The organism is Pseudomonas sp. KH_040, assembly GCF_057839305.1.
In genome coordinates this window covers 3,772,346-3,794,904 of sequence record NZ_CM174487.1, presented here as the reverse complement: position 1 = coordinate 3,794,904, position 22,559 = coordinate 3,772,346, and the positions used below count along the sequence as shown (strand labels likewise).

General features: G+C 58.5%; 24 protein-coding genes and 1 pseudogene. 12 read left to right on the top strand and 13 right to left on the bottom strand.

What is annotated here, in order from left to right; all coding sequences use genetic code 11:
- Positions 1-331 precede the first annotated feature (331 nt).
- Positions 332-2,251 carry a tyrosine-protein phosphatase gene (locus AC3IUF_RS16870; RefSeq protein ID WP_489278698.1) on the top strand — a complete coding sequence of 640 codons (1,920 nt, stop codon included), beginning with the start codon at positions 332-334 and terminating at the stop codon, positions 2,249-2,251.
- 810 nt (positions 2,252-3,061) lie between these two features.
- On the opposite strand, the gene AC3IUF_RS16865 is transcribed toward AC3IUF_RS16870, so the two are convergent.
- Positions 3,062-4,033 (bottom strand): AraC family transcriptional regulator, encoded by a 972-nt coding sequence (locus AC3IUF_RS16865; RefSeq protein ID WP_489278697.1) that lies wholly within the window; start codon positions 4,031-4,033, stop codon positions 3,062-3,064.
- Positions 4,034-4,298: 265 nt separating this feature from the next.
- Between AC3IUF_RS16865 and AC3IUF_RS16860 the strand changes: the two genes are divergently transcribed.
- Entirely contained in the window at positions 4,299-5,102 is an 804-nt protein-coding gene (locus AC3IUF_RS16860) for a 2OG-Fe(II) oxygenase (protein ID WP_489278695.1), read from the top strand.
- Positions 5,103-5,345: 243 nt separating this feature from the next.
- On the opposite strand, the gene AC3IUF_RS16855 is transcribed toward AC3IUF_RS16860, so the two are convergent.
- From AC3IUF_RS16855 to AC3IUF_RS16820, 8 genes are all read right to left on the bottom strand, one after another.
- Positions 5,346-6,239 (bottom strand): LysR family transcriptional regulator, encoded by an 894-nt coding sequence (locus AC3IUF_RS16855; RefSeq protein WP_007913030.1) that lies wholly within the window; start codon positions 6,237-6,239, stop codon positions 5,346-5,348.
- Positions 6,240-6,321: 82 nt separating this feature from the next.
- Positions 6,322-7,374, bottom strand: coding sequence for an alpha/beta hydrolase (locus AC3IUF_RS16850; protein WP_007913032.1), 1,053 nt, complete (start codon positions 7,372-7,374; stop codon positions 6,322-6,324).
- Positions 7,375-7,422: 48 nt separating this feature from the next.
- The gene (locus AC3IUF_RS16845) at positions 7,423-8,367 is read right to left on the bottom strand and encodes an alpha/beta hydrolase (RefSeq protein ID WP_177321049.1); all 945 of its coding nucleotides are present in this window, start codon (positions 8,365-8,367) and stop codon (positions 7,423-7,425) included.
- Between the two features lie 121 nt (positions 8,368-8,488).
- Positions 8,489-9,262, bottom strand: coding sequence for a carboxymuconolactone decarboxylase family protein (locus AC3IUF_RS16840; protein ID WP_007913034.1), 774 nt, complete (start codon positions 9,260-9,262; stop codon positions 8,489-8,491).
- A 229-nt stretch (positions 9,263-9,491) separates the two neighbouring features.
- The gene (locus AC3IUF_RS16835; protein ID WP_007913035.1) at positions 9,492-9,959 is read right to left on the bottom strand and encodes a (R)-mandelonitrile lyase; all 468 of its coding nucleotides are present in this window, start codon (positions 9,957-9,959) and stop codon (positions 9,492-9,494) included.
- Positions 9,960-10,021: 62 nt separating this feature from the next.
- Positions 10,022-11,014, bottom strand: a complete 993-nt coding sequence (locus AC3IUF_RS16830; RefSeq protein ID WP_007913036.1) for an aldo/keto reductase — start codon at positions 11,012-11,014, stop codon at positions 10,022-10,024.
- 24 nt (positions 11,015-11,038) lie between these two features.
- Complete coding sequence (locus AC3IUF_RS16825) at positions 11,039-11,629, bottom strand: flavodoxin (RefSeq protein WP_007913038.1); 591 nt, start codon at positions 11,627-11,629, stop codon at positions 11,039-11,041.
- Positions 11,626-12,615: an aldo/keto reductase gene (locus tag AC3IUF_RS16820; RefSeq protein WP_007913039.1), complete on the bottom strand. Its 990-nt coding sequence runs from the start codon at positions 12,613-12,615 to the stop codon at positions 11,626-11,628. The genes AC3IUF_RS16825 and AC3IUF_RS16820 overlap by 4 nt, the downstream gene beginning before the upstream one ends.
- Before the next feature lie 394 nt (positions 12,616-13,009).
- Between AC3IUF_RS16820 and AC3IUF_RS16815 the strand changes: the two are divergent.
- The 4 genes and pseudogenes from AC3IUF_RS16815 to AC3IUF_RS16800 all read left to right on the top strand — a co-directional run bounded on the left by AC3IUF_RS16815 (position 13,010) and on the right by AC3IUF_RS16800 (position 15,181).
- A pseudogene (locus AC3IUF_RS16815) lies at positions 13,010-13,559 on the top strand (PAAR domain-containing protein).
- A 10-nt stretch (positions 13,560-13,569) separates the two neighbouring features.
- Complete coding sequence (locus AC3IUF_RS16810) at positions 13,570-14,352, top strand: hypothetical protein (RefSeq protein WP_095111966.1); 783 nt, start codon at positions 13,570-13,572, stop codon at positions 14,350-14,352.
- Positions 14,337-14,693 (top strand): DUF7079 family protein, encoded by a 357-nt coding sequence (locus tag AC3IUF_RS16805; protein ID WP_007913045.1) that lies wholly within the window; start codon positions 14,337-14,339, stop codon positions 14,691-14,693. Before AC3IUF_RS16810 ends, AC3IUF_RS16805 begins: the two co-directional genes overlap by 16 nt.
- A gap of 110 nt (positions 14,694-14,803) precedes the next feature.
- Positions 14,804-15,181 (top strand): hypothetical protein, encoded by a 378-nt coding sequence (locus AC3IUF_RS16800; protein WP_489278693.1) that lies wholly within the window; start codon positions 14,804-14,806, stop codon positions 15,179-15,181.
- Between the two features lie 140 nt (positions 15,182-15,321).
- Here AC3IUF_RS16800 and AC3IUF_RS16795 read toward each other — a convergent pair whose 3' ends face one another.
- On the bottom strand, positions 15,322-15,684 hold the full coding sequence (locus AC3IUF_RS16795; RefSeq protein WP_489278691.1) for a DUF6124 family protein: 363 nt from the start codon (positions 15,682-15,684) through the stop codon (positions 15,322-15,324).
- A 456-nt stretch (positions 15,685-16,140) separates the two neighbouring features.
- Positions 16,141-16,701, bottom strand: coding sequence for a hypothetical protein (locus tag AC3IUF_RS16790; RefSeq protein ID WP_489278689.1), 561 nt, complete (start codon positions 16,699-16,701; stop codon positions 16,141-16,143).
- Between the two features lie 190 nt (positions 16,702-16,891).
- On the opposite strand from AC3IUF_RS16790, the gene AC3IUF_RS16785 reads away from it, so the two are divergent.
- Both AC3IUF_RS16785 and AC3IUF_RS16780 read left to right on the top strand, forming a co-directional pair.
- Positions 16,892-17,257, top strand: coding sequence for an avidin-fold protein (locus AC3IUF_RS16785; RefSeq protein WP_489278688.1), 366 nt, complete (start codon positions 16,892-16,894; stop codon positions 17,255-17,257).
- A gap of 63 nt (positions 17,258-17,320) precedes the next feature.
- Positions 17,321-17,617, top strand: a complete 297-nt coding sequence (locus AC3IUF_RS16780; RefSeq protein WP_489278687.1) for a DUF7660 family protein — start codon at positions 17,321-17,323, stop codon at positions 17,615-17,617.
- 136 nt (positions 17,618-17,753) lie between these two features.
- Here the strand turns inward: AC3IUF_RS16780 and AC3IUF_RS16775 are convergent, their stop codons facing one another.
- Positions 17,754-18,368, bottom strand: coding sequence for a TetR/AcrR family transcriptional regulator (locus tag AC3IUF_RS16775; RefSeq protein ID WP_489278686.1), 615 nt, complete (start codon positions 18,366-18,368; stop codon positions 17,754-17,756).
- A 131-nt stretch (positions 18,369-18,499) separates the two neighbouring features.
- On the opposite strand from AC3IUF_RS16775, the gene AC3IUF_RS16770 reads away from it, so the two are divergent.
- The gene (locus AC3IUF_RS16770; RefSeq protein ID WP_489278684.1) at positions 18,500-19,717 is read left to right on the top strand and encodes an MFS transporter; all 1,218 of its coding nucleotides are present in this window, start codon (positions 18,500-18,502) and stop codon (positions 19,715-19,717) included.
- 215 nt (positions 19,718-19,932) lie between these two features.
- Positions 19,933-20,439, top strand: coding sequence for a peptide-methionine (S)-S-oxide reductase MsrA (gene msrA, locus AC3IUF_RS16765; RefSeq protein ID WP_007913059.1), 507 nt, complete (start codon positions 19,933-19,935; stop codon positions 20,437-20,439).
- On the opposite strand, the gene AC3IUF_RS16760 is transcribed toward msrA, so the two are convergent.
- Positions 20,402-21,079, bottom strand: a complete 678-nt coding sequence (locus tag AC3IUF_RS16760) for a TetR/AcrR family transcriptional regulator (protein ID WP_489278682.1) — start codon at positions 21,077-21,079, stop codon at positions 20,402-20,404. The genes msrA and AC3IUF_RS16760 overlap by 38 nt on opposite strands.
- Positions 21,080-21,191: 112 nt before the next feature.
- Between AC3IUF_RS16760 and AC3IUF_RS16755 the strand changes: the two genes are divergently transcribed.
- Positions 21,192-21,848 (top strand): O-methyltransferase, encoded by a 657-nt coding sequence (locus tag AC3IUF_RS16755; RefSeq protein ID WP_489278681.1) that lies wholly within the window; start codon positions 21,192-21,194, stop codon positions 21,846-21,848.
- Between the two features lie 318 nt (positions 21,849-22,166).
- A complete protein-coding gene (locus AC3IUF_RS16750) occupies positions 22,167-22,391 on the top strand; it encodes a hypothetical protein (protein WP_007913065.1) in 225 nt (74 codons plus the stop codon).
- Positions 22,392-22,559: the final 168 nt, after the last annotated feature.

The window sequence follows — 22,559 nt, the reverse complement described above, 5'->3', positions numbered from 1 at the left end:
GGCTCGCCTTGCGCGAGCATTCCATACACCGCAAAACTTTGTGGGAGCTGGCTTGCCAGCGATGGCGTCGGCACGTCCAACATCCTCATAGCCAGACCTACCGCTTTCGCGGGCAAGCCATGCTCCCACAGGTATTGGGTGACGCCCGAAATCTTCAATCATCCAAGCAGACAGGTCTAAATTGCTCCCTGGATTAGCGCCTGGTACGGACCAATCGCGCACCCCACGGCCCGATCGCGCTGCCATTTCCATTCAAAGCAAAACTGTCATATTCAGTATCACTTGCCTACCCATAGTGACCAGCCCAACGCTTAAACAATGAGGCTGCACTGTGTTTCAACGTCTTCTGTGTTCGCTGTCCGTACTGAGCCTGTCCATCGCCGCCGCCCATGCTGCCGAGTCCGTGCCGCTGGACACGCCGCGCCTGCAAGGCATCGACAACTTCCGTGATATCGCCGGCATCACCACCGCGTACACCACGGCCCACGACGGCACGATGCGCAGCGGCGTGTTCTACCGCTCCAACGCGCTGACGCCGACGGCCAGCGATCTGGCGACCCTCAACAGCCTTGGCATCAAAGCCATCTACGACCTGCGCACCCCGAGCGAAATCGCCGCCACCCCGGACACAATGATCAGTGGCGCGACCTACCAGAACATCGACATCATCGGCAGCACCACCTCTGGCTCGAATATCACCAACATTTCCTTCAACAGCGCCGCCGACGCCATCGCCATGATGGAGCAGACCAACCGCGCCTTTGTCAGCGACGCCGGCATGCGCGGCCAGTTCGGCGTGCTGTTCAATGAACTGGCCAGTGTCGATGCCGCGCAACTGTTCCACTGCACCGCCGGCAAGGATCGCACCGGCTGGACCGCTGCCGTTTTGCAGAGCATTGCCGGCGTCGACAACGCAACCATCATGGCCAACTACCTGGCGACCAACGACTACACCGCCGCCCGCGTCGCCGCCACGCTGAAGGCGCTACCGCCAAGCATGGCCGCGATCTACGAGCCACTGCTCGGCGTCCAGGCTAGCTACTTGCAGGCCGGACTCGACGAAGTCACCGCCGAATACGGCAGCATGGACAACTACCTCAAACAAGGCCTCGGCCTGTCGCAAGAAACCATTTACGTCCTGCGCGGCAAACTGGTCGAATACAACAGCCTGCCGGGTCAGGCCGGGCTGATCGGCAACGCCGCTGCCGGCGCCGAATTGCTCCGCGAGTTGCAAAACACCAGCCTGTCCGGCACCTACAGCGCCTACAACTACTATCTGCAATCGGCGATCGATGCCGGCACCCTCGGCGGTGTTGAATCCCAGGTCGGCGGCCAGGTGCACGCCGACGCCGCCAGCTACCTGCTGCGCCAAAACGCGATGATCGAACAAGCCGCCGCACCGTTCGCCAGCGGCACTGATCTCAAGATCGGCCAATACCGCCTCTGGACCACCGCGCTCGCCGGCTACCTCGGCACCGACGGCTCGTCCCACGCCGAGAGCAGCAACGAACACAGCCAAGGCCTGATGGTCGGCATCACCCAACGCTTCAGCGAACAACTCAGCGCACGCGGCGGCTTCGGCTACAGCAAAGGCAGCGTCGGCGGCGCGGGTGGCGAAGCCGACACCGACTTCACCTTCCTCAATGTCGGCGCCCGCTACGGTTTCACCAGCCTCGAACAAGGCCTGTTCCTAGACGCCAACGCCAGCGTCGGCTACGTCGACTACGACAGCAAACGCGATCTCGGCGGCGGCCTCGGCACCGCGAAGGGCGACACCCACGGCAACCTCAGCGGCGCCACCGTCGCTCTCGGTTATCGCGCCCCGGTCAACGGCATGACCTTCGAGCCGAGCCTAGGCTTCCGAGTCAGCCACCTAGACCTCAACGGCTTCAAAGAGAAGGGCAGCGAACTGGCCCTCGACGTCGACGACAACAGCGCCACCCGCCGCAGCGCCGTCGCCAACCTCAACGTCGCCTTCGCCCCAGTGGCGATGGGCGCTTGGCAACTGGTGCCGGGCGTACAAGTGGGTTACGAACGCACACTGGGCGATAACCAGGTCGAGAGCCAAAGCCACCTGCTGGGCCTCGACATCGAACAACGCGCGGCTTTCGATAATCGCGATCAGTTCAGCGGCGGCGTCAACCTCAGGGCCAGCCTCGGCGCCCTGAGCTTGGGTGCAGAAGTCGGCGCCAACGGCGGCGGCGACAGCCACGGCTTCAACGGCGGCCTCAAAGCCAGCTACGCCTTCTAAAAAAAGCGGGGTCAAGGAAGACCCCACTCCAACCAACACCACAGGTTCTATGGGTTGCTATCAATCTAAATCACACCACAAACCCCTGTGGGAGCTGGCTTGCCAGCGATAGGGCCAGCCCAGCCAACATCTCCATCGACTGACCCACCGCCATCGCTGGCAAGCCAGCTCCCACAGGTTTTGTGGATTGCCAACAATCTCAGGCACACCAAAAATCCTTGTGGGAGCTGGCTTGCCAGCGATTGGGCCAACACAGCCAACCTCTTCATTGCCTGACCCACCGCCATCGCTGGCAAGCCAGCTCCCACAGGTTTTGTGGATTGCCAACAATCTCAGGCACACCAAAAATCCTTGTGAGAGCTGGCGTGCCAGCGATTGGGCCAACACAGCCAACCTCTCCATCGACTGACCCACCGCCATCGCTGGCAAGCCAGCTCCCACAGGTTTTGTGGATTGCCAACAATCTCAGGCACACCAAAAATCCTTGTGAGAGCTGGCGTGCCAGCGATTGGGCCAGCACAGCCAACCTCTTCATTGCCTGACCCACCGCCATCGCTGACAAGCAGCTCCCAAAGATTGTGGAATGCCAACAATCTCAATCACACCGCTGACCCCTGTGGGAGCTGGCTTGCCAGCGATTTGGCCAGCCCAGCCAACATCTCCATTGCCTGACCCACTGCAATCGCTGGCAAGCCAGCCACAGGTTTTGTGGATTGCCAACAATCTCAATCACAACACAGACCCCTGTGGGAGCTAGCCTGCTAGCGATAGCGCCTTCCCAGCCACCATCACCACAACAGACTCACACCCTCAATCCCGCCCCCGCAAATCCGCCGGACTCACCCCATAAGCCCCCTGAAAATACCGACAAAACCGCCCCACATTGCTAAACCCGAACCGCAACGCCACCTCCGTCACCGACCCCGAACCCCGCTGCTTCAACACCTCATAAGCCCGCTCCAGCCGCACCTGCCGCTGATACGCCACAATCGACATCCCGACAAACCGCCGAAACCCCTCCTGCAACGCCCGCTGACTCACATGACTCAACCGCGCCAGATCCACACCACTCACCAACTGCTCCGGATGCGCCTGAATAAACTCCACCGCCAACTTCACATGGCGCGGCGCAACCATCGCCGTCGGCCGCCGCAACGCCTCGGAAAAGTTATGCGGCCAAGCCTCCAGCACCGCATCAATCAACATCTCGCGCAACCGCGACGGCATCAACGTCCCGCTGTTGATCAACAGATCAAACTCCGTCCCCGTGGCCAGATCAATCAACGCCTTGATCCCCTGAAACGCTGCCGTCTCAAGATCCACGCTCGGCTCAAAAACGATCTTCTGCAGAATCGGTTTATCTAACAGCGCCGACAGCCGCTCGGTGAGCTGATGGCGATTGATCGACATCCCGTGATGCGCGTGATCATCAAAGAAACGCATCGAACGGATATCCGCCTTATCAATCGCCAGCCCAACGTGCGACACCCCGATAGACTCGGTGGCATGGTTGAAAACGATCTTGCCGGCAGTGGGAATGACGAACGTGATCTCATCCTGTGGATCAGGGAAAGCGACGGTGAAATCACCGTGATAACGCATCCGCCGAAAACTCACGCCATCGTGCCGCCCGTAGACCCCGCCAATAATGATGTTCGACGGCAGCGGCGGATTGTCCGCATAACGATTGCCAAACAATCTGGAAAACAGTGCACCGAAGTCGTCCGAACGGAGGTTGTCGGAGCGCAGGATGATTTGCTGGCGAACGGGAGTCGGAAACACCTTGGCGGCACCTTCGGTTGGGGGCTCTAGGACAGGGGTGAAGGGTAGGGCGCCGAGGAGGTTAGCAGAGGAAATATGACCGGTTTGTGACAGTCGGAAACATGCCGTAACACCGCCGCACCACGTTTAAGCAAAGGACACTCGGCAGCCAATCGCCGACATGGCAACCTGCTCGCCACTGTACTCAGCAAGCAAACACAGGCACCGCGCCAAGCCCCAGCCCCTGTTTGCCCAGCCCTGAAAGCCAAAAATCATCGGAGCGGCAATGCAAGCCAACACACAAACACTCCCCATCACCCTGACCCCGGAACTCGACTTCGACCAAAACGCCGCCAGCGCTTTCGGCGAATCGCTGACCCACGAATACACCCAAGCCACACCATTCCCGCACATCGTCATCGACAACTTCCTGCAAGCAGACGTCATCGCCAGCATTCGCGAACACTTCCCGGTCGAACCGACCAACAACGAACAGACCTACGAGCGCGGCTACAAAGGCCAACTCAAACGCCAAATCAGCCCTAACGCCTGCAGCCCGTACCTGAAGAACGTATTCAACACCTTCAACTCCGCACCCATGCTGGAATTCCTCGAAAAACTTACCGGCATACAAGGCCTGATCCCCGATCCGTATTTCGCCGGCGGCGGCCTGCACGAAACCAAAACCGGCGGCTTCCTCGGCGTGCACTCGGATTTTCGACTAAACAAAAAGCTCAACGTCGAGCGACGGCTGAACGTGATCATTTACCTGACCGAGGACTGGCAGGAGGCGTACGGCGGCAACCTGGAGCTTTGGGATGTGGGGATGAAGAAATGTCTGAAGAAAGTGCTACCGGTTTATAACCGGTGTGTGATTTTTAATACGGACAAGGATAGTAACCATGGGCATCCGGAGCCGTTGACTACGCCGGAACACATCACTCGGCGGTCGATTGCGCTTTATTACTACACGGCGAGTGGGGTGGGCGGGGAGCCGGGGCAGAGGAATAAAACGCACTATAAGCCGCGGCCGAAGGATCGGTGGAGTTTGAGGTACTACATGAATAAGTTGTTTAGAACGAAAGCGTGAGGAGGCTGCGTAATCAGGGAAGCAGCCGTTTTTTGGACTGGGTGGTAGCAGCTGGTGGTGGTTCAGCTTTCGGCCAATTGCTGCCATTCACGAAAGGCTGCTCTCGGCCAATAGCTGCCATTCATAATGAGCAGTAAACCTCCCATTGCAGCCGGTCGCGCCCGACGCAGTCGATCAAAATCATCTGCTAATTCACGGTTGTGAGGGGGCGGAAAAAATCCAGACGCCTTGAAGGTCGATGTCTCAGTCCCTGTAGAGTAACGCTTCAACTACAACGCCAAACGCTGATGAGTGTTCGCGACGATTGGGGTAGTAGAGATGGTAACCGGCAAAGGGTTGACACCAATCTTCCAACACCCGCACAAGGCTACCGTCCGCAAGTTCCTTCGCCACCATGTCCTCTGGCAGGAAAGCCAAGCCACATCCCGCCACGGCCGCACGCAGAATTGGCACGCTGCTGTTGAATGTCCATTGGCCCTCGACGCGGGCCTTGAGCTCGTGGCCATCCTTTTCGAAATCCCATTGCATCAGGCTGCCGTGAGTCGGTAGGCGCAGGTTAATGCAGTTGTGCGCCGCCAGATCTCCCGGTTCCATCGGGTAAGGCCGATGCTGGAAATACTGCGGCGAGCCGACAACGGCGATGCGCAACGATGGCCCAATCGGTACGGCAATCATGTCCTTGGCTACCTGTTCGCCCAGGCGCACCCCCGCGTCATACCGCTGCGCGACGATGTCGGAAAGGGCGTAATCGACGGTGATTTCGACCCTGATGTCCGGGTAGTCGGGCAGCACCTTCAGCAGCTTCGGCCAGAGAATATTGTTCGCCGCATGCTCGGACGCCTGAATCCGCACATTGCCGGCGGGGGTGTCGCGAAACTCGCTGACGGCGGCCAGTTCCAGTTCGATCTCATCGAACCTCGGTGCCATCGATTGATACAACCGCTGACCCGCCTCGGTCGGCGAGACGCTGCGTGTGGTGCGCGTCAGCAGGCGCACACCCAAGCGGCTTTCCAGTGCGCGCATGGTGTGGCTCAGCGCCGACTGCGAGACGCCGAGTTGTGCGGCAGCACGGGTAAAGCTGCCTTCGCGGGTGATGACCACGAAGGCTTGCAGGTCGTTGAGATTGGCGCGGGACATTGATGAGAACCTCTCATGAGGGGGCGCGTGATTATTCCATGAAAGCAGGTCGCACACAGATGCGCGACCCCCAGAGAGTTGATTACAAGGTACGGGCGTAGAACGTGGTCAGTTTGCCAATCGCGGCATCGACATAACGCGGCACCCAGTAGGTTTCAATGTGGGTGGCGCCATCGAGGATGAACACTTCCTTGTCGGTGGTGCCGGTGGCTTTGGGGAACGCATCCTGGGTCATGTACAGGCTGTCGGCCTTGCTGCCGGCGATCATCAGCAACGGTTGATTGATCAATTCGATATGGTCGGTGGCGTCGAAACGCATCAGGTCAATAAGGCTGCTGGTGGTGTATTTGAAGGTCGAGTTCGGGTGCGCGTGGGTTTTCCAGTAGTACTCATAGCCTTGGCGATACAGTTCGAAAGGCAGTTTGGCAATCTGCTCGTCGGTGAGGTTGGCATCCCCCGAATACAGCACCGCGCCCCCCGCTGCCTCTTGCGCGCGGGCAGCTGATGCCTGCTGCAAACGTTGCTGGATGCTGTCCATTTGCGAGTCGTTGTAGCCGTTGCGGCGTACTCGACCCGAGTTGAACATGCTCACCGTCGCCAGGGATTTGAAGCGTTTGTCGGTTTGCGCCGCCGCCAACGAATAACCACCGCCGCCACAAATGCCGAGCAGGCCCAGACGATTGTCATCCACGCCAGCGAACTGGCTGATGAAATCGGCCATGCCGTGAATGTCTTCGATGCGATACGCCGGTTTATCGATGCTGCGCGGCTGGCCACCGCTGGCGCCCTGATAGGCCGCATCGGCCGTGATGGTGATGTAGCCCTGTTCGGCGAGCCGCTGGGCATAGAGACCGGCGACTTGCTCTTTTACGCCGCCATTGGGATGCGCAACCACCACGGTCGGGTAGTTCTTCTTCGCGTCGTAGTTGGCAGGAGTGTAGACATTGGCGGCGATGTCCAGCCCGTTGAGCTTATAGCTGACCGGGTGGATGTTGACCTTGCCCGGCTCGTTCTTGCTGATCGCGCCGTCATAGGCGAGTGTGAACGGGTTCTTCTTGTAGTCAGCGGCTAACGCTTCGCCCGCCGAGAGACCGACCAATGCCGACATGAGCGTGGCTTTGAGAGTGTTTTTCACGTGAAGCTCCTGAGCAAAAAAAGGGCGGCAGTAGCAAAAGTATTTGGGTCAGTCCAGCTGTTTTTCTTTGAGGAACTGCGCGACCAGATCAGCGATCTGCACGTTGTTCAGATCCGACATGGGGAAATGGGTATTGCCGTGAATGCCAATCTCCGGCAGGTGTATCAGTCGCACATCACCGCCATGGCGATTGACCGCGTCACGCCAGAGCCGGGCCATTTTCAGGCGTGCGCGCCAACTGTCCTGAGCGGGCAGATCGACTGTCTGTTCCGGAATGTTGTCTCCGTACAGGATCAGGATCGGAATGCGCGTCAGTGCCATGAATTGCTCCATCGGCACCGCTGCGCCTTGCACCGTGTCGAACGCGCTGGGAATCGGCGCCGGCACTTCACCGTCAGCAAACACGAAACTGCTGCCCGGTTCGAACGCCACGATGGCTTTGACCTTGTCGTTCTTGATCGCCGTCAACCAGCCCGGCCCGCCACCCTGAGAATGCGTAAACAGGATGCCGGGGCCGATTTTGTCGAACAGCGCCGACACACCATCGGAGACCACGCCCATGTCAAACGGCCCGGTGTTCGGCGTCATTGCCCTGAAAAACTGCTCGCGGGTCTGGGCGTCCTGTGCCACTTGCACGCCGTTGAAGTAGCGGGGCCAAAGGCCGATGCGGAACTGGTTGAACCACAGTTGTTCGTCCGGCACAGGCTTGATGGTGGTCTCGACCATGCTGCGCCCGGCATCACCACGCCGGGGCTGATCGATCAGATAGACGCCGTAGTGGCGGCGCAGAAAGATGTTCTGAAAACCCTCGCGACCATCGGCGGTGGTTTCCCAGGTCTTGGAAAACTGACCCGCGCCGTGCCACATGACGATGGGCAGTTTTCGCGCGTCCGCCGGGATTTGATAGAAGGCGTAGACGTGGTCACCGTGGTAGGTCTGGCCGTTGGGTGTCATCGGTTGGCGCGGGTTGAAGGTGCCCGGTGCCGTGGTCATCGTTCCGCCGGCGGCGAAGCTGCCTTGTTTCTGGATCAGCAGCGGGCCTTCGGAGTGGTTCGCGCAGGCCGCCAACAGGCTCAGCAGCGTGACGCTCAGTAAATGCTTTGCAGATTTCATGTCATTTCCCCGCTGTTGCGAGCGCTTGGGTCAGCGCTGCGCTTGCCCGCTTGGCAGTCTGTGTATCGCCATGCTTTTCAAGCAGCTCGGTGACCTGGCGCAACTGTGCCGCACTTAGCCCGACGCGCAGGCTCGCCGCCATGTGCGAACGCAGTTGCGATTCCACGCCCGGGGACGCTGCCAGCGCCCCGACTGTCGCCAGTTCGCGGCTTTGCCAGTCGAGGTTGTCGCGCTCGAAAATGTCGCCGAACAGATGGGTTTGCAGGAACCGGTTGATCACCGGAGCGAACTCGAACACCGGGCCTTTGACCGGGGCGCCGGAGATTTTCGTTTGATTCGCCGTACCCGCTGCCAATAGCTCATCCCCGACCGGAGTCGCCCGGCTCGGCTCACGTCCCGGCGCATCGTCAAGGCCGCGTTGTTTGCGCGCCTGCACCACGGTCATCAATTCATTCAAGGCGTTGAGGCTGCGGGGGAAGCCGACGTAGGCGTAGAGCTGCACGAGAACTTCACGGGTTTCGCTAATGGTCAGGCCGGCATCAAGCCCTTGGTTGAGCGCCGTGTTGAGGTTGGGCATGTCGCTGGTCGCCATGAACGCCGCGATCAGTGGAATGGCTTGTTGCTGGCTCGACAAGCTGGCTGCGCTGGCGGGTGTGCTGGTCATGGTGGGCGAAGCCTCGGCTGCTTGAGTGGTGACGCTGAACATCGCCCCGACGCCAAGGCAGAGCGCCATGAGTGTGGGGAGTGCAGTGCTGTTGCGGGTGTCAGTGATCATCGTGAAGGGCTCCATCCATTGCGGGGCGCTGCGGTGTCGCTGAATCGTACGGAGGTTGGTTATGGCGATTAACCCTGATATTGCGCATGGGTTCCTGAGCAGAACTCATGAATCGACGGAGCAGTCATCGCAGAAATCCAGACGCAACCCCGCAGATTCGGGGCTTAGACGTCGACTAGTCGATTGCCCCCAACGTGCCGGGAGCGCAACTTCGACACATTCCGTAACTTCATTTACCGGCGTATTGCGCATCCGAGACCTGTTCCCCCCAAGTGACGGTCTTGCCGTCCTCGGCTTCAGCGATGGCGATGTGGGTCATGCCGTTGCTGGCCGTGGCGCCATGCCAGTGACGGGTGTTCGGTGGAATCCAGACACTGTCGCCCGGACGGATCTCCTGACGCGCGCCACCCTCTTGCTGCACATAGCCGACGCCGGCAGTGACGATCAGCGTTTGCCCCAGCGGATGGGTGTGCCACGCCGTGCGTGCGCCCGGCTCGAAGGTCACTGTGCCGCCGCCGATGCGCGCCGGCGGTTCACCTTTGAACAGGCCATCAACGCGCACCGTGCCGGTAAAGTTTTGCGCCGCGCCCTTGACCGAGGGCTGCGCGCCGTTTGGCGTGATGCGGATTTCGCCGGCGGCCTGGGACTCTGCCGCCATCAGTGACAAAGCAACGAGTGGCGCAATCAATCGGTTCATCGGATTGGTTCTCCGGTCAGACAAGAAAAGCGGCGCCGCCCGTGGCGCCGCGTTGGGCAGACTCAGAGTCCGGTCATTTTCAGTGCCGATTCCGGCAGGCGTTCACCGTGCACCTGAATCTGCGCGATCTGCTCGTTGATCACGCGCAGATCGTCGCCGGTCAATTGCAGTTCGACCGCGCCCAGATTCTCTTGCAGTCGATGGGGTTTGGTCGTGCCAGGGATCGGCACAATCCACGGTTTTTGTGCGAGCAACCAGGCTAGCGCGACTTGCGCAGGTGTCGCGTGCTTACGCTCAGCGACGACTTTCACCACATCGACCAGCGCCAGGTTGGCCTTGCGCGCTTCGGGGGAAAAACGCGGGACGAAGTTGCGGAAGTCGCTGGCGTCGAACTGCGTGTGCTCATCGATCTGACCGGTGAGAAAACCGGCGCCCAGCGGGCTGAACGGTACGAAGCCGATCCCCAGTTCTTCCAGCACCGCCAGCAGCTCCAGTTCCGGGCCGCGCCAGAACAGCGAGTATTCGCTCTGTACCGCCGTGACCGGTTGTACCGCGTGGGCCCGGCGGATGGTTTCCACACCTGCCTCAGACAGGCCGAAATGCTTGACCTTGCCCTCGGCGATCAATTCCTTGATGGTGCCGGCGACGTCTTCAATGGGCACCTGCGGATCAACGCGGTGCTGATAAAACAGGTCGATGTGATCGGTACGCAAGCGCTTCAACGACGCCTCGGCGACGGCGCGGATACGCTCCGGCCGGCTATTGGTGCCGCCGCCTCGTGCGCCGGTGATCGGGTCGATATCGAAGCCGAACTTGGTGGCGATGACGACCTGCTCGCGGATCGGCTGCAAGGCCTCGCCCAGCAGCTCTTCATTGGCGAACGGGCCATACGCTTCGGCGGTGTCGAACAAGGTGACGCCTTGCTCGTGGGCCGAACGAATCAGCTTGATCATGCTGGCTTGGTCGGCTGCCGGCCCGTAGGCCGACGTCATGCTCATGCAGCCAAGGCCCAATGCAGACACTTCCAGGCCATTGCCCAACGTGCGGTTTTTCATTATGTCACTCCGTACAGAATTCGATTAATGCGTGAGAGGGTGATCGTTCAGCCAGCCGTTCACGCGTTCCATGGTCTTGCGCTCCTGCTCACCCTCCATCACAAATCCTTCCAGCACTTTGGCCTTCGGCGCGTGCTTGACCAGCACACTGCGGCTGTTGCCCAAGCCGTAACCGCCGTGGGTGTTGAAGGGGATGAGGGTCTTGCCGGTCAGGTCGTGGGCGCTGAGGAATGCGCGCACGATCGGCGGCGCGGTTTCACCCCAGATCGGAAAACCGAGATAGATCGTGTCGTAGTCGCTGAGGGCATGAACCTTGTTCTGCAGCTCGGGCTCGAAGCCACTGTCACGCTCCTGGCGGGCCTGCTCCACGGTTTGCAGATAGTCCTCGGGGTAAGCGTGGGCCGGACAAATCTCGAACAGATCGGCACCCAGTCCACGCTGGATCAGCCCGGCAACCACACGGGTATTGCCCGAGCGCGAAAAATACGCGACCAGAATGCGCGAGCCAGAACGCGGTGTTTCACCGGCACTCTGCGTGTCGGCAAGCGACAGCAGTGGCGCGCTGGCCAATGCGGCGATCACCGTGCGCCGCAGCGGATCGTGATCGTTACTCATCGGCCGACACGCGCCTTGAGGGATTCGGGGTAGCGCTCGCCTTCGATGCGGACTTGCGCCAGCGCGGTATCAATCGCTTTGAGTTCGGCCGCATCAAGCGTGATCTCCGCGCCGCCGAGGTTTTCTTCCAGGCGATGCAGTTTGGTCGTGCCCGGAATCGGCACAATCCACGGTGCCTGCGCGAGCAGCCAGGCCAGCGCGATCTGCGCCGGTGTCGCTTGTTTCTGCGCGGCTATCTGACGGACCAACACCACCAGCGCCTGATTGGCCTGGAGCGCCGATTGGCTGAAACGCGGGACGATGCTGCGGAAATCGTCGCTGCCGTAAGTGGTCTCAGCCGTCACCGTGCCAGTGAGAAACCCCTTCCCCAGCGGACTGAAGGGCACGAAGCCAATGCCCAGCTCCCAAAGCGTCGGCAGGATTTCCTGCTCGGGATCGCGCCACCACAGTGAGTACTCGCTTTGCAGCGCCGTGATCGGCTGCACCGCATGCGCACGGCGAATGGTCTGCGCACCGGCCTCCGACAGGCCGAAGTGCTTGACCTTGCCTTCGCCAATCAAGTCCTTCACTACGCCGGCGACGTCTTCGATCGGCACGTTCGGATCGACGCGGTGCTGGTAGAGCAAGTCGATGTAGTCGGTCTTCAAACGACGCAACGAGCCCTCGACGGCTATTCGAATACGTTCGGGGCGGCTGTCCAGAGTCTGCTTTGTATTGTCGGCGCCGACGGCGAAGCCGAATTTTGTGGCGATCACGACCTGGTCGCGAACTGGCGCCAGCGCCTCGCCGACTACTTGCTCATTGATATAGGGGCCGTAGAATTCGGCGGTATCAAAGAACGTGACGCCTCGCTCAACGGCTGAGCGGATCAGTGCGATGGCTTGTTCGGTGTCCGTGGCCGGGCCATAACCATGGCTCAGACCCATGCAGCCGAGGCCGAGGGCGGATACTTCGAGTGAACTGTTGCCGAGTGTGCGTTTGTGCATGTTGATCTCCCGTTGGGCATGGGAAGAACAGTAAGCGCGCTAACGACTGAGGACTAGACGGGTAAATCGGCAAAGCTTGATGAGGTTTGCTCATCAGTCCCGGAAAAGGGGACGTGGCGACTGCCGAATGAAAGCCTGGGTCACGGTAGGCCATCACCGCTCGCACACAAAAAATCTGACACTCTCTTGACCGTCCGCTTTTGGCCGATTGCTGCCCGTGAATGCAATCAGAGGCAGCCTTTCCCATCCGAGTTGTGACGTCTCGATTCAAACGCTGATCAGCTAATGCGTGCGGCTATTGGAGGGCGATAGACAATGCCCTCCAACACATAGATTTTTAACAAGTGACCTGTTCTGGTAGCTTACGACGCTCACAAGGATTTGACAGGAAGTCATTATGGCCAAGCCAGCGGCGCGAAAAAGTGATCCATACAGTTGCCCATTGCCAGGACACGGCACCAACCCTATTGCGGTCGGCTCTCCCGACGTGTTTTTTCGACGGACTGGCCGCAGCACGGCAAGGTGACGCGTGCACATGCGGGAGTGCGCTCTCATCTGGCCTATCTTCGACTGTGCTCATCAACGGTAAGAATGCCGCAACCATTGACACGGGTGGCACTCACGGCGGCGTCGTAGTTGGCGGGTCGGGGACGGTGATAATCGGTGATACCCATTCGCCTTGTGAGTTTGTTGCTCCTGCGCCGTTAGCGGGGTATGCGCGTTGGATCGGCTTCAGAATACCTGCGGACGAGAGCTACGAAGGCCTATCCTGCACCGCGCATTTTGATGACGGCTCATCGTTGCCCGGTGTATTTGATAAAGACAACGCCATTAAATTTTCGAACCTATCGGGGAAGGCGTGCGTGATGCTCCAATTTGAAGAGCAAGCATCCGAAGAAGCGGCATCTCTCACCGAAAGTCTATTGAATTCGATTTTGGGATAAGGACCATCCTATGACAGAGCCGTACATCGTCACTGGCAGCTATGTGGTCCAGCGAGAGCACGCCTTGCAAGACTCTCCTCTTGATCGGGCTTTAGAGCTAATGGAGGGCTCTGCGCTGCGGTTTTCACTGGATGCGATATCTGATGAAAAAACTCGAGCGAGCTATATCAAGAATATCCAGCGTATGTCTCAGCAAACACGCGATGACGTGAAAGCTGGAAAGATTACGGCGCAAGAGGGAGTGAAGTTCAGTCACGAGATGCGCAACAAAATCATGGTTGAGCATCGCAAGTTCACCTCTGCGCAGGGGCTGGCAATCGCCCAGAGGAAGAAAAAGGGTGGGACGGAGCTCAAAACACTTTTAAATATGTACTCTGAAAACCTATTCCAAAAAGGTTACGACAGCCTTTCGGAAATAGAGAAGAACAAAGTCCATTACACCATTCTGGAATCTTCGGGCCGGGATAATGCCAAGTTCTCGGCCGGTACAAAAAAGATGCTGATCATGGGCAAGCTTGGTGTTCTCGTAACTGCGGCTCTGGCGACATATCAGATATTGAATGCTGAAAACAAACCCAAGGAAGCTGCGCGCCAAGGAATCATTGTCGGTGCTGGGGCATTTGGTGGGGTACTTGCAGGGTTGGGCGTCAGCGCATTTTGCGGACCTGGTGCCCCCATTTGTGCAATCGCAGTGGTCTTGGTTGGAACAATCGCAGGCGGTGTTGCGGGCGAAGCTGTTGCGAGTTCATTGGATGAAGAGCTTGAGGAGTTCACGCATTGGGACACCTTCTGACTGAGCCAGAACTGACCAAGGTCAGAGCGGCACTCTCCGAGCCCTTCAACGACTTTCCGGTTGAATATGACTACCTAGCAAGGAAAGTAAGAGGCGTCGACCCTGACATTCTTTACGAAATTCTCTATTCAGAGGTCGCACCGGTGTGCTTCACCAATCTTGTGGCCGCAGTACCCCCGGTATGGACTGGTTTCGATCCTGACATACTCAGAGAGTCGATAGAGGAAAGGTTGGCTGCGAGAAAACGTAATTGGTTTCGTCGGCAGTTCGATAAGGTGTTGGTGCGCTGGCTGAAATACAACTACGCCTATATTTGGAAGGAAATCGCCAGCAGATTGTGATCCAGAATGCTTCAAGGCCTCAGCTTGGTGAACCTTGAAGACTGGCGACCACCGCAGCTGCTTTTTCACGCTAAAGGCAGCCTCCATCGGAAAGAGTGGGAGATCTCGAGATGCTGCGCGGAGCTGAGAACAGTGAGATGTTGCGGGAATACTACGAGATTCTGGTTACTCCAGAGGCCAAGCACGCGCTCTTGTACATGATTGGATGGGCATCAACGCTTAAGGGCTATGACTGCTTTCCAAGCTCGCACGGATACATCAAGGATTTTCGTTTCTTGCGTGAGGATGACTGCGATTTTGCATTCATTCCGAACCAAAAGTGGATGTTGTTCTACTTCAGAAAGCCGTGCCTGCGTCTCCAAAAGTTTTCGCGTGAGGAAATTTTTGAAAGAATTCCCGACGTAAAAGAGAATGCGAACGGAGAGTTTACTGTCAGGCTTAAAAGTATGAGCGACGTCATGCGCTTAGCTAGTTACATCGAAAGTTAGATGTGATCACGGTGATATTTGTTCGATTACATCAGTCGACTCCGAACAGCCGCAATGGGCCGAAAATTGGTCGTTATGCTCATTTTTCTCTCTGTTTTCTCCCGTATGGCGGCCTAATCGCCGCCATAGTCGGGGGCCGGTTACTCCGTTGGCACTACGTTATCCAACGCCCGATTCACTGCCAACTCCCCAAGCATCACCACCTGTGCAATGCCTTGCAGCGTCTTGCGTGCCGGTCCCTGCACCAGCCCGATCACATCCCCAAGCATCACCGAGGCCGAGCCGAGTGATTCGCTGGCATTCACCAGCAATTCCTCAGTCTTGGTGTTCGGGTTGGCGATAAACATCGTGTTGGTTTGGTACGGGGTGAGCATGATTTCCGGGGCGGGGCCGAGGTAATGGGAGAGGGCGCGGTCGACGGCTTCGTTGAATTTCTTTGCGTCGGGGGCTTCGTCGCCCGAGATCGGATCTGTTTCTGGCGGATTCGGCGTTATTTTGAACATAGATGAAACTCCAGGATGAAAAGTGGAGCCATCACTTTCGCTACCAAACGAGGGTGGTGGCCAAAACGCAGGTTGGTAGACCGGTCACCTGGATACCCGGCGCGTCCGAAGACGCCCTACGCATGGCCACCATAAACAGCGGACGAAGACGTCCGTGCAAATAGATCTGCGATGCGACAGGTATGCCGGGCTACCAAACCCGATCACTGCTATTCAGTGACCGACCCACAATAGAACCCGCATCCAAGGCGCACAAGCCGGCGGATTCTGGCGTAGTCGTAGGCAACGGCGCAAGGCGTTGTAGGTTGGGATGACGTAACTTGGGGTGTCTTTAAACAAAGTCCAGGAATTGCTTCAACAGGGCAGTTCGAGCTGTTTTTGCGATGTCTTTGTGGACTGGAGGAGCGATAGCCGTTTCGCGATCCACCGCAGCAAGTCCCGTGGCTAGAGGGGGAGTTAATTCGCCAGCGAAATCAGCGTGTCGATCACATTGATCGGCACATAAATCAACGTAATCGCCGCATACGCTTTACGCGACCGAGCCACAAATGCGCCAATCGGCAACGCAATCATGACCACATCGAGCAAACCCCAAAGCGCTACAGGCGATGCCTCAAACAGCGTGACATTGACGATCAGCCCCAGGCACAGATACGTGGACAGCGACAGCAATGCATAGCGCCCATCCTGTTCGAAATACACGCGCAACCCGTTCTGCTCATCCTCACTACGGCTCGGCAGCAACAACGCAGCGGTGACAAACAGCGACAGCGTCAGCATCACCAGCAGTAGAAATTCAAGAAACGAGAAGCTCTGTTTCACCGTCGACAGTGCGTTGACGGCCCACCAGAATTGCAGCTGCATGGTAAACAGCATCACCGCCCAGACCAGCGCCACCCAATCTGGCTTGGCTACTCGGCGGATGCGGAACACCGTTAATACGCCAAGCAGCAGGCGGGTGACGGAGAGCCCGAGGATCATTGAGAGAACGGTGGCGACGATTGGGAAGTTGCTCATCTTGCCTCTCGTGAACTCGGTTTTGGCTGAAAGGGTGTTTTGGGCAGACTAGGTGGGGCGAGTAGGACCGTCAAACGGGGCTGTGCGGTTAGGTTGGCGGAAAACGGCTGTAGAGCCTTGCTGCGAGAAGGTAATGGATTAGGATGCGCGAAGGCTGGAATGGATCTTCTCGACTAAGGATGCGTTGTTTATGAAATCAGCTTTTTCGCAAGTCACCGAGCGTTTGCACAACCGCCGGTTTTCCGTGGCGAACAATGCTCAGGGCTTGTCCGATGCACGCACGGTGTTTCACTACTTCGTCGAAGGCGCGGCGGTTTGGGGGACTTATGCGGGTGGGCATATTCGCATGGGCAACCAGGTTGGGCGGGTGACCGGGCCGGATAGTATCGAGCTGCTTTATCAGTGCATCACCACGGATGGCGAGATTCGCGCGGGTTGGTCGCGGGGCGTGGTGGGAGTTGATGAGGCGGGGCGGACGACGTTGCGGTTTGTGTGGGGTTGGTTGTCGGGGGCCGAGGGTGGCGGGGAGTCGAGTTATGTTGAGGTGGTCGCTTAGCGATGGGGCATCTTGTGATTATCGCGTGCTGCTCGGCACTAATCTTTCAATGCAAGGATGACTATGTCTGTCGATCTTGATGAGTTGCTGGAACGTGTCACCGATGAGCAATCGTTCATTGAGTTCGTCGCGGCGCTGGGTGCTGATTTCTCCCGGGAGCAGGCGCTGGACAAGGCGACACCATCGTCTCCTTATGAAGCGGGTGCGTCGGGCTGGGAAAATGGATCGGTCGATACGTTTCTTGATGCTGCGGCTGCTTGGGCGATGGCTACTTCGAGGAATGCTCAGGCGGATGCTGCCGTTTCTAATGTCTGGCAACGGTGCGCGGAGATTTTGTTGGCCGGGAAGTTTTACGAGTGAGGCTCGCAGATCATCCGCTTTAGGCCTGCATTTTTTTTGATAAGAAAACGCCCAAGGGTTTGGCGTGTCCTGGATGGTTAGGACCGCGTACTGCCTTGGGCGAGATGGGCGCAGATTAGGTGGGTGCATGTAGACGTCAACTCTTCGCCATCACATCCCACGTCCGCATCACCTGCGTAATCGCCGCATCAATACTCTCAATCGGCGTGTTATCCCGAGCAAGGATGGAAATCCCCTGCAGGAAACTGTCGAACACCGTCGCCATGGCGGCGGCGTTCGTGTCCTCCGCTAACAATCCTTCACTCACACCACGCTCGACACACGCCACAATCCCCGCGCGGGTTCGGGCGCGGGAGTGGGTGAGGGCTTGAGCGACGTGGGCGTTTTCCGGACTCGGCGCGCTCATGACGCCGAGGGTGACCATGCAGCCTTTCGGGTGGCCGTCGTCGCATTGCATGCGTGCCGATTGGCGCAGGGCGGTTTCGATGGCTTGGCGTGGCGGCAGGGTTTCGTCCCACAGGCATTCGGTGACTTGGGCGAAGGTCGTCAGGTAGCGCTGCACGCATTCGTCGAACAGGGCTTCTTTGGAGCCGAACGCGGCGTAGAAGCTCGGCGCGGAAATGCCGCCGCCCAGTTCAGCCTTCAACAGTGAAAGGGACGTCGAATCGTAGCCGTGTTGCCAGAACAATTGCATAGCCTGGTCGACGGCGTCGTCGCGATCGAATGCGCGGGGGCGGCCGGTTCTGGCCATAGCGGAAACTCCTCGGAAAGTGATTTGGATACTAGTCGATACATAAGTCGTTGACAACGTGCCTCGGCTGCCGCCAGTATTTTATATCGATCGGTATGCAAGTCTGACTTTCCAAACTCAAGGAGTTTCCCGTGACACCTTCATTGACTCTAACGGCTGCGCCCAAACGCCTGCCCATTGGCGCCTTGCTGGCGCTGGCCATGACCGGATTCATCTGCATCGTCACCGAAACCTTACCCGCCGGGCTGTTGCCGCTGATCAGCGATGGTCTGGCAATTTCGCCTTCCATGGCCGGGCAGATGGTTACCGCGTATGCGCTGGGCTCGGTGCTGGCGGTGATCCCGATGACCATTGCCACGCGCGGCTGGCGTCGGCGCAATGTGTTGTTGCTGACCATCGTGGGTTTTCTGCTGTTCAACTCGATTACGGCGCTGTCGTCGCACTATGGTGTGACGCTGGTGGCGCGGTTTTTCGCCGGGGTTGCGGCGGGTCTGGCGTGGAGTCTGTTGGCCGGTTATGCGCGGCGGATGGTCGAGCCTGATCAGCAGGGAAAGGCGTTGGCACTGGCCATGGTCGGTACGCCGATTGCCCTGTCTTTGGGGGTGCCGCTCGGCACATGGCTGGGAGGGCTGGTCGGTTGGCGTACGACGTTCGGCATCATGTCGGGGCTGACCTTGATTTTGATCGTCTGGGTGCTGGTGAAAGTCCCCGACTATTCACCACAGCCTGCGCATCAGCGCCTGTCGTTACGCAAAGTGCTGACGACGCCGGGCGTCCGGCCGGTGCTGGCAGTGGTGATCAGCTGGATGCTGGCGCACAACATTCTCTACACCTACATCGCACCGTTTGTGGCGCCGGCGGGGCTGGCGGATCGAGTGGACCTGGTGTTGTTGGTGTTTGGTCTCGCGGCGCTGGCGGGGATCTGGCTGACCGCGAAACTGGTTGAGCCGCTGTTGCGCAAAACGGTGTTGGTGAGCCTCGCTACCTTCGCTGGTGTTTGCGTGGTGCTGGGATTTATGGGGCATGTGCCGCAGGTGATTTACATCGGCGTGGCGGTGTGGGGTTTGAGTTTTGGCGGTGCGGCGACTTTGTTGCAGACGGCACTGGCGGATGCTGCCGGTGACGGCGCCGATGTCGCGCTGTCGTTGAATGTGGTGGCTTGGAACAGCGCGATTGCTGGCAGCGGGGTGGTCGGCGGGGTGTTGCTCGACCGCTGGGGCGTCGCCTCGTTTCCCTGGGCCATGTTGGTGCTGGTGAGCGTAGGGTTTGCCATTGCCTTCGGCGCGCGGGTGCACGGGTTCAAGTCGGGACCGCGTATTGCTGGAGCGGTTGCGGTTGCCGGGCACTGATGCCCGGATGCGCGCACTGCGTGGGCCTCGAGGGCGACCACGAATCAATTACTTTGTCAGTGATTACAGCGGCCGAAGGATTACGGGTTCTTTGCTCGAGGAAGCCAATCAGGTTTCAGCGCGTCATTAGTTCTATTGGCTCAGCCCCTTGGAATCCGCCAACCCGCCCTCATAACCATCGCTATACCCAACACCCCGAAGAGGAACGACACGCCATGACCACTCAAACCGAAACCGCCATCCTCGCCGGCGGCTGCTTCTGGGGCATGCAGGATTTGCTGCGGCGCTATCCCGGTGTGTTGCAAACCCGCGTCGGTTACACCGGCGGTGATGTGCCGAACGCCACCTACCGCAACCATGGCAACCACGCCGAAGCCATCGAGATCACCTTCGACCCGGCGGTGATCAGCTATCGACAGATCCTTGAATTCTTTTTTCAGATACACGACCCGAGCACGCCCAACCGCCAGGGCAACGACCTTGGCCCGAGCTATCGCTCGGCCATTTATTACCTCAACGAAGCGCAGCGCGACATCGCTGAAGACACGGCTGCCGATGTCGACGCCTCAAAACTGTGGCCGGGCCGCGTGGTGACTGAAATCGCACCGGCGGGGCCGTTCTGGGAAGCGGAGCCGGAGCATCAGGATTACCTTGAGCGCATTCCGAATGGCTACACCTGCCATTTCATTCGCCCGAACTGGAAGCTGCCGAAGCGCGCGTGAGCGGTGCACGCCGCTCATTCAGCGCCAGTACATAGGCGCTGAACATATCCGCCAGCCCGTCGGCGCATACCGAGATTTCCTCCTCGGTACGCGGGCTGCCGGAAAAATCCTTGCCGACCGAACTGAGCGTGGTCAGGATCAAATCGCACGCTGCGGTACGGACCTGCTCACCGACCTCGGGCAGTAACTCTTCCATGAATGTCGCGAAAATCTGCCGCCCGGCCGCACGCACTGCGTGGGCCTCGGGGGCGTTGCGGTAGAGCGGGGCGGCGTCGTTCAGCGCGCCGCGCATCTGCGCTTCGTCGCACTCTGAACGAATGAATGCCTGCACCAGCGTACGCAGGCGTTGGAGTGGCGGCTGTTCAAACTCCTGCAGAATTCGCTGCAGCATCTGGGTGGTGTGCAGCCACTCATCGCTCTGCAAGCGGAACAGGATTGCGGCTTTGTTGGGGAAGTACTGATACAGCGAACCGATGCTCACGCCAGCCTTTTCCGCGACCCGTGCGGTGGTAAAGCGAGTGGCGCCGTGCTCGCTCAAAACCTGAATAGCCGCTTGCAGAATAGCCGCCACCAGTTCGCTGGAGCGTGCCTGCTGCGGCTGTTTGCGTGAGGAAATACGGGCAGTCTGGCGGTGGGTCATGGGCAGCTCGGACGTCAGAGGGGAATGCGAATAGCGCAAGAAGCGAATCGCTCGCATCATTTAAATGCGACGAATTGCTCGCATTCTAGTTCCCGACTGACGGAAAGCAATCATGACAACCTTGACCACTGAACCTCTCGCAAGCCTGATCGAACGCCTCTACGCCCAAGCCGGCGCCGCCACCAGCCCGGTGCTGGAAACGGTGTCAGGCGAAGAACGCGAGCGCCTGATGCACAGCAAAACCGAGTACCTGAAACTCTATGAAATGCTCAAAGACCTGTGGCTGCCGGTCTCCCGCGACACAGGCAAACTGCTGTACATGCTGGCGCGCAACATCAAGGCCAAGGCGATTGTCGAGTTCGGCACCTCGTTCGGTCTCTCCACCCTGCATTTGGCGGCGGCACTGCGCGATAACGGTGGCGGTGTGCTGATCGGCAGTGAGTTCGAACTGTCGAAAGTTGAAATGGCTCGGCATCATTTTGTTGAAGGTGGCGTCAGTGATCTGGTGGAGATTCGCCAAGGGGACGCGCTGGTGACGCTGGCAACGGATCTACCGGAATCAGTTGATCTGCTCCTGCTCGATGGAGCCAAGGCGTTGTATGGCGACGTGTTGAGTCTGGTCGAGAAACACCTGAAACCGGGGGCGCTGGTGGTGGCGGACAACACTGACTATTGCCCGGAGTACCTGGCCTACGTGCGGGCGCCGCAGAACGGGTATTTGTCTGTGCCGTTTGCGGATGATATTGAGCTGTCGATGCGGCTGGGTTGAGCCCGTTTCTTCAGGGAGCCACTGGTTGATAGGTGGCTCCAATTTGGTCGGGCGGGAAACCATTAAAAAACACGGGTGGAAATCCTGGATTTGAGAAAACTTCCCTGTCTGACTTTCTCGATGGGTAATCTCGACCGCGACTGCCATCAATCAACGCTAATCAGCGAATCGCTATCACTTATCGGGACAGAACATTTCTAAATACGGTATAGCGCATAAAGGTCTGAAAACCTGTTACTTCTTACAGTATCCGAAGCGAATAAACTGCTAGAGCATGGTGTTTCACCAATGTTTTATTCATGAAAAGGGAGATACATCATGGCACTTACGATTAACACGAACGTTACTTCATTGATCGTTCAAAAAAATCTTGCTAAGACGCCGGATGTACTAAGCGCGTCGATGAACACATCAAGCAGCGAACCTAAGATTGATAGTGCAAAAGATGACACGGCAGGAACGCTGGAGGAACAGCGTACTGAAACACCGCCGCTTGAAGGAGAGCAGCATCGTACTGACGAAGAGCTGCCAAAAGGGAGTTAGGCGCCGCAAACTCGGAAGCCGGGTACTAAAAATCTGTGCCGGTACCTGGCTCTCGTCAGCAGCTGATTCCTCTAGGCTTCGCAGTCAATGCTTCGCATAATTGTTTTATGCTGAATGAACATCCGTCTTCGCGGGCAATCCCGCTCCCACAAGGTTATTCGGCATGTT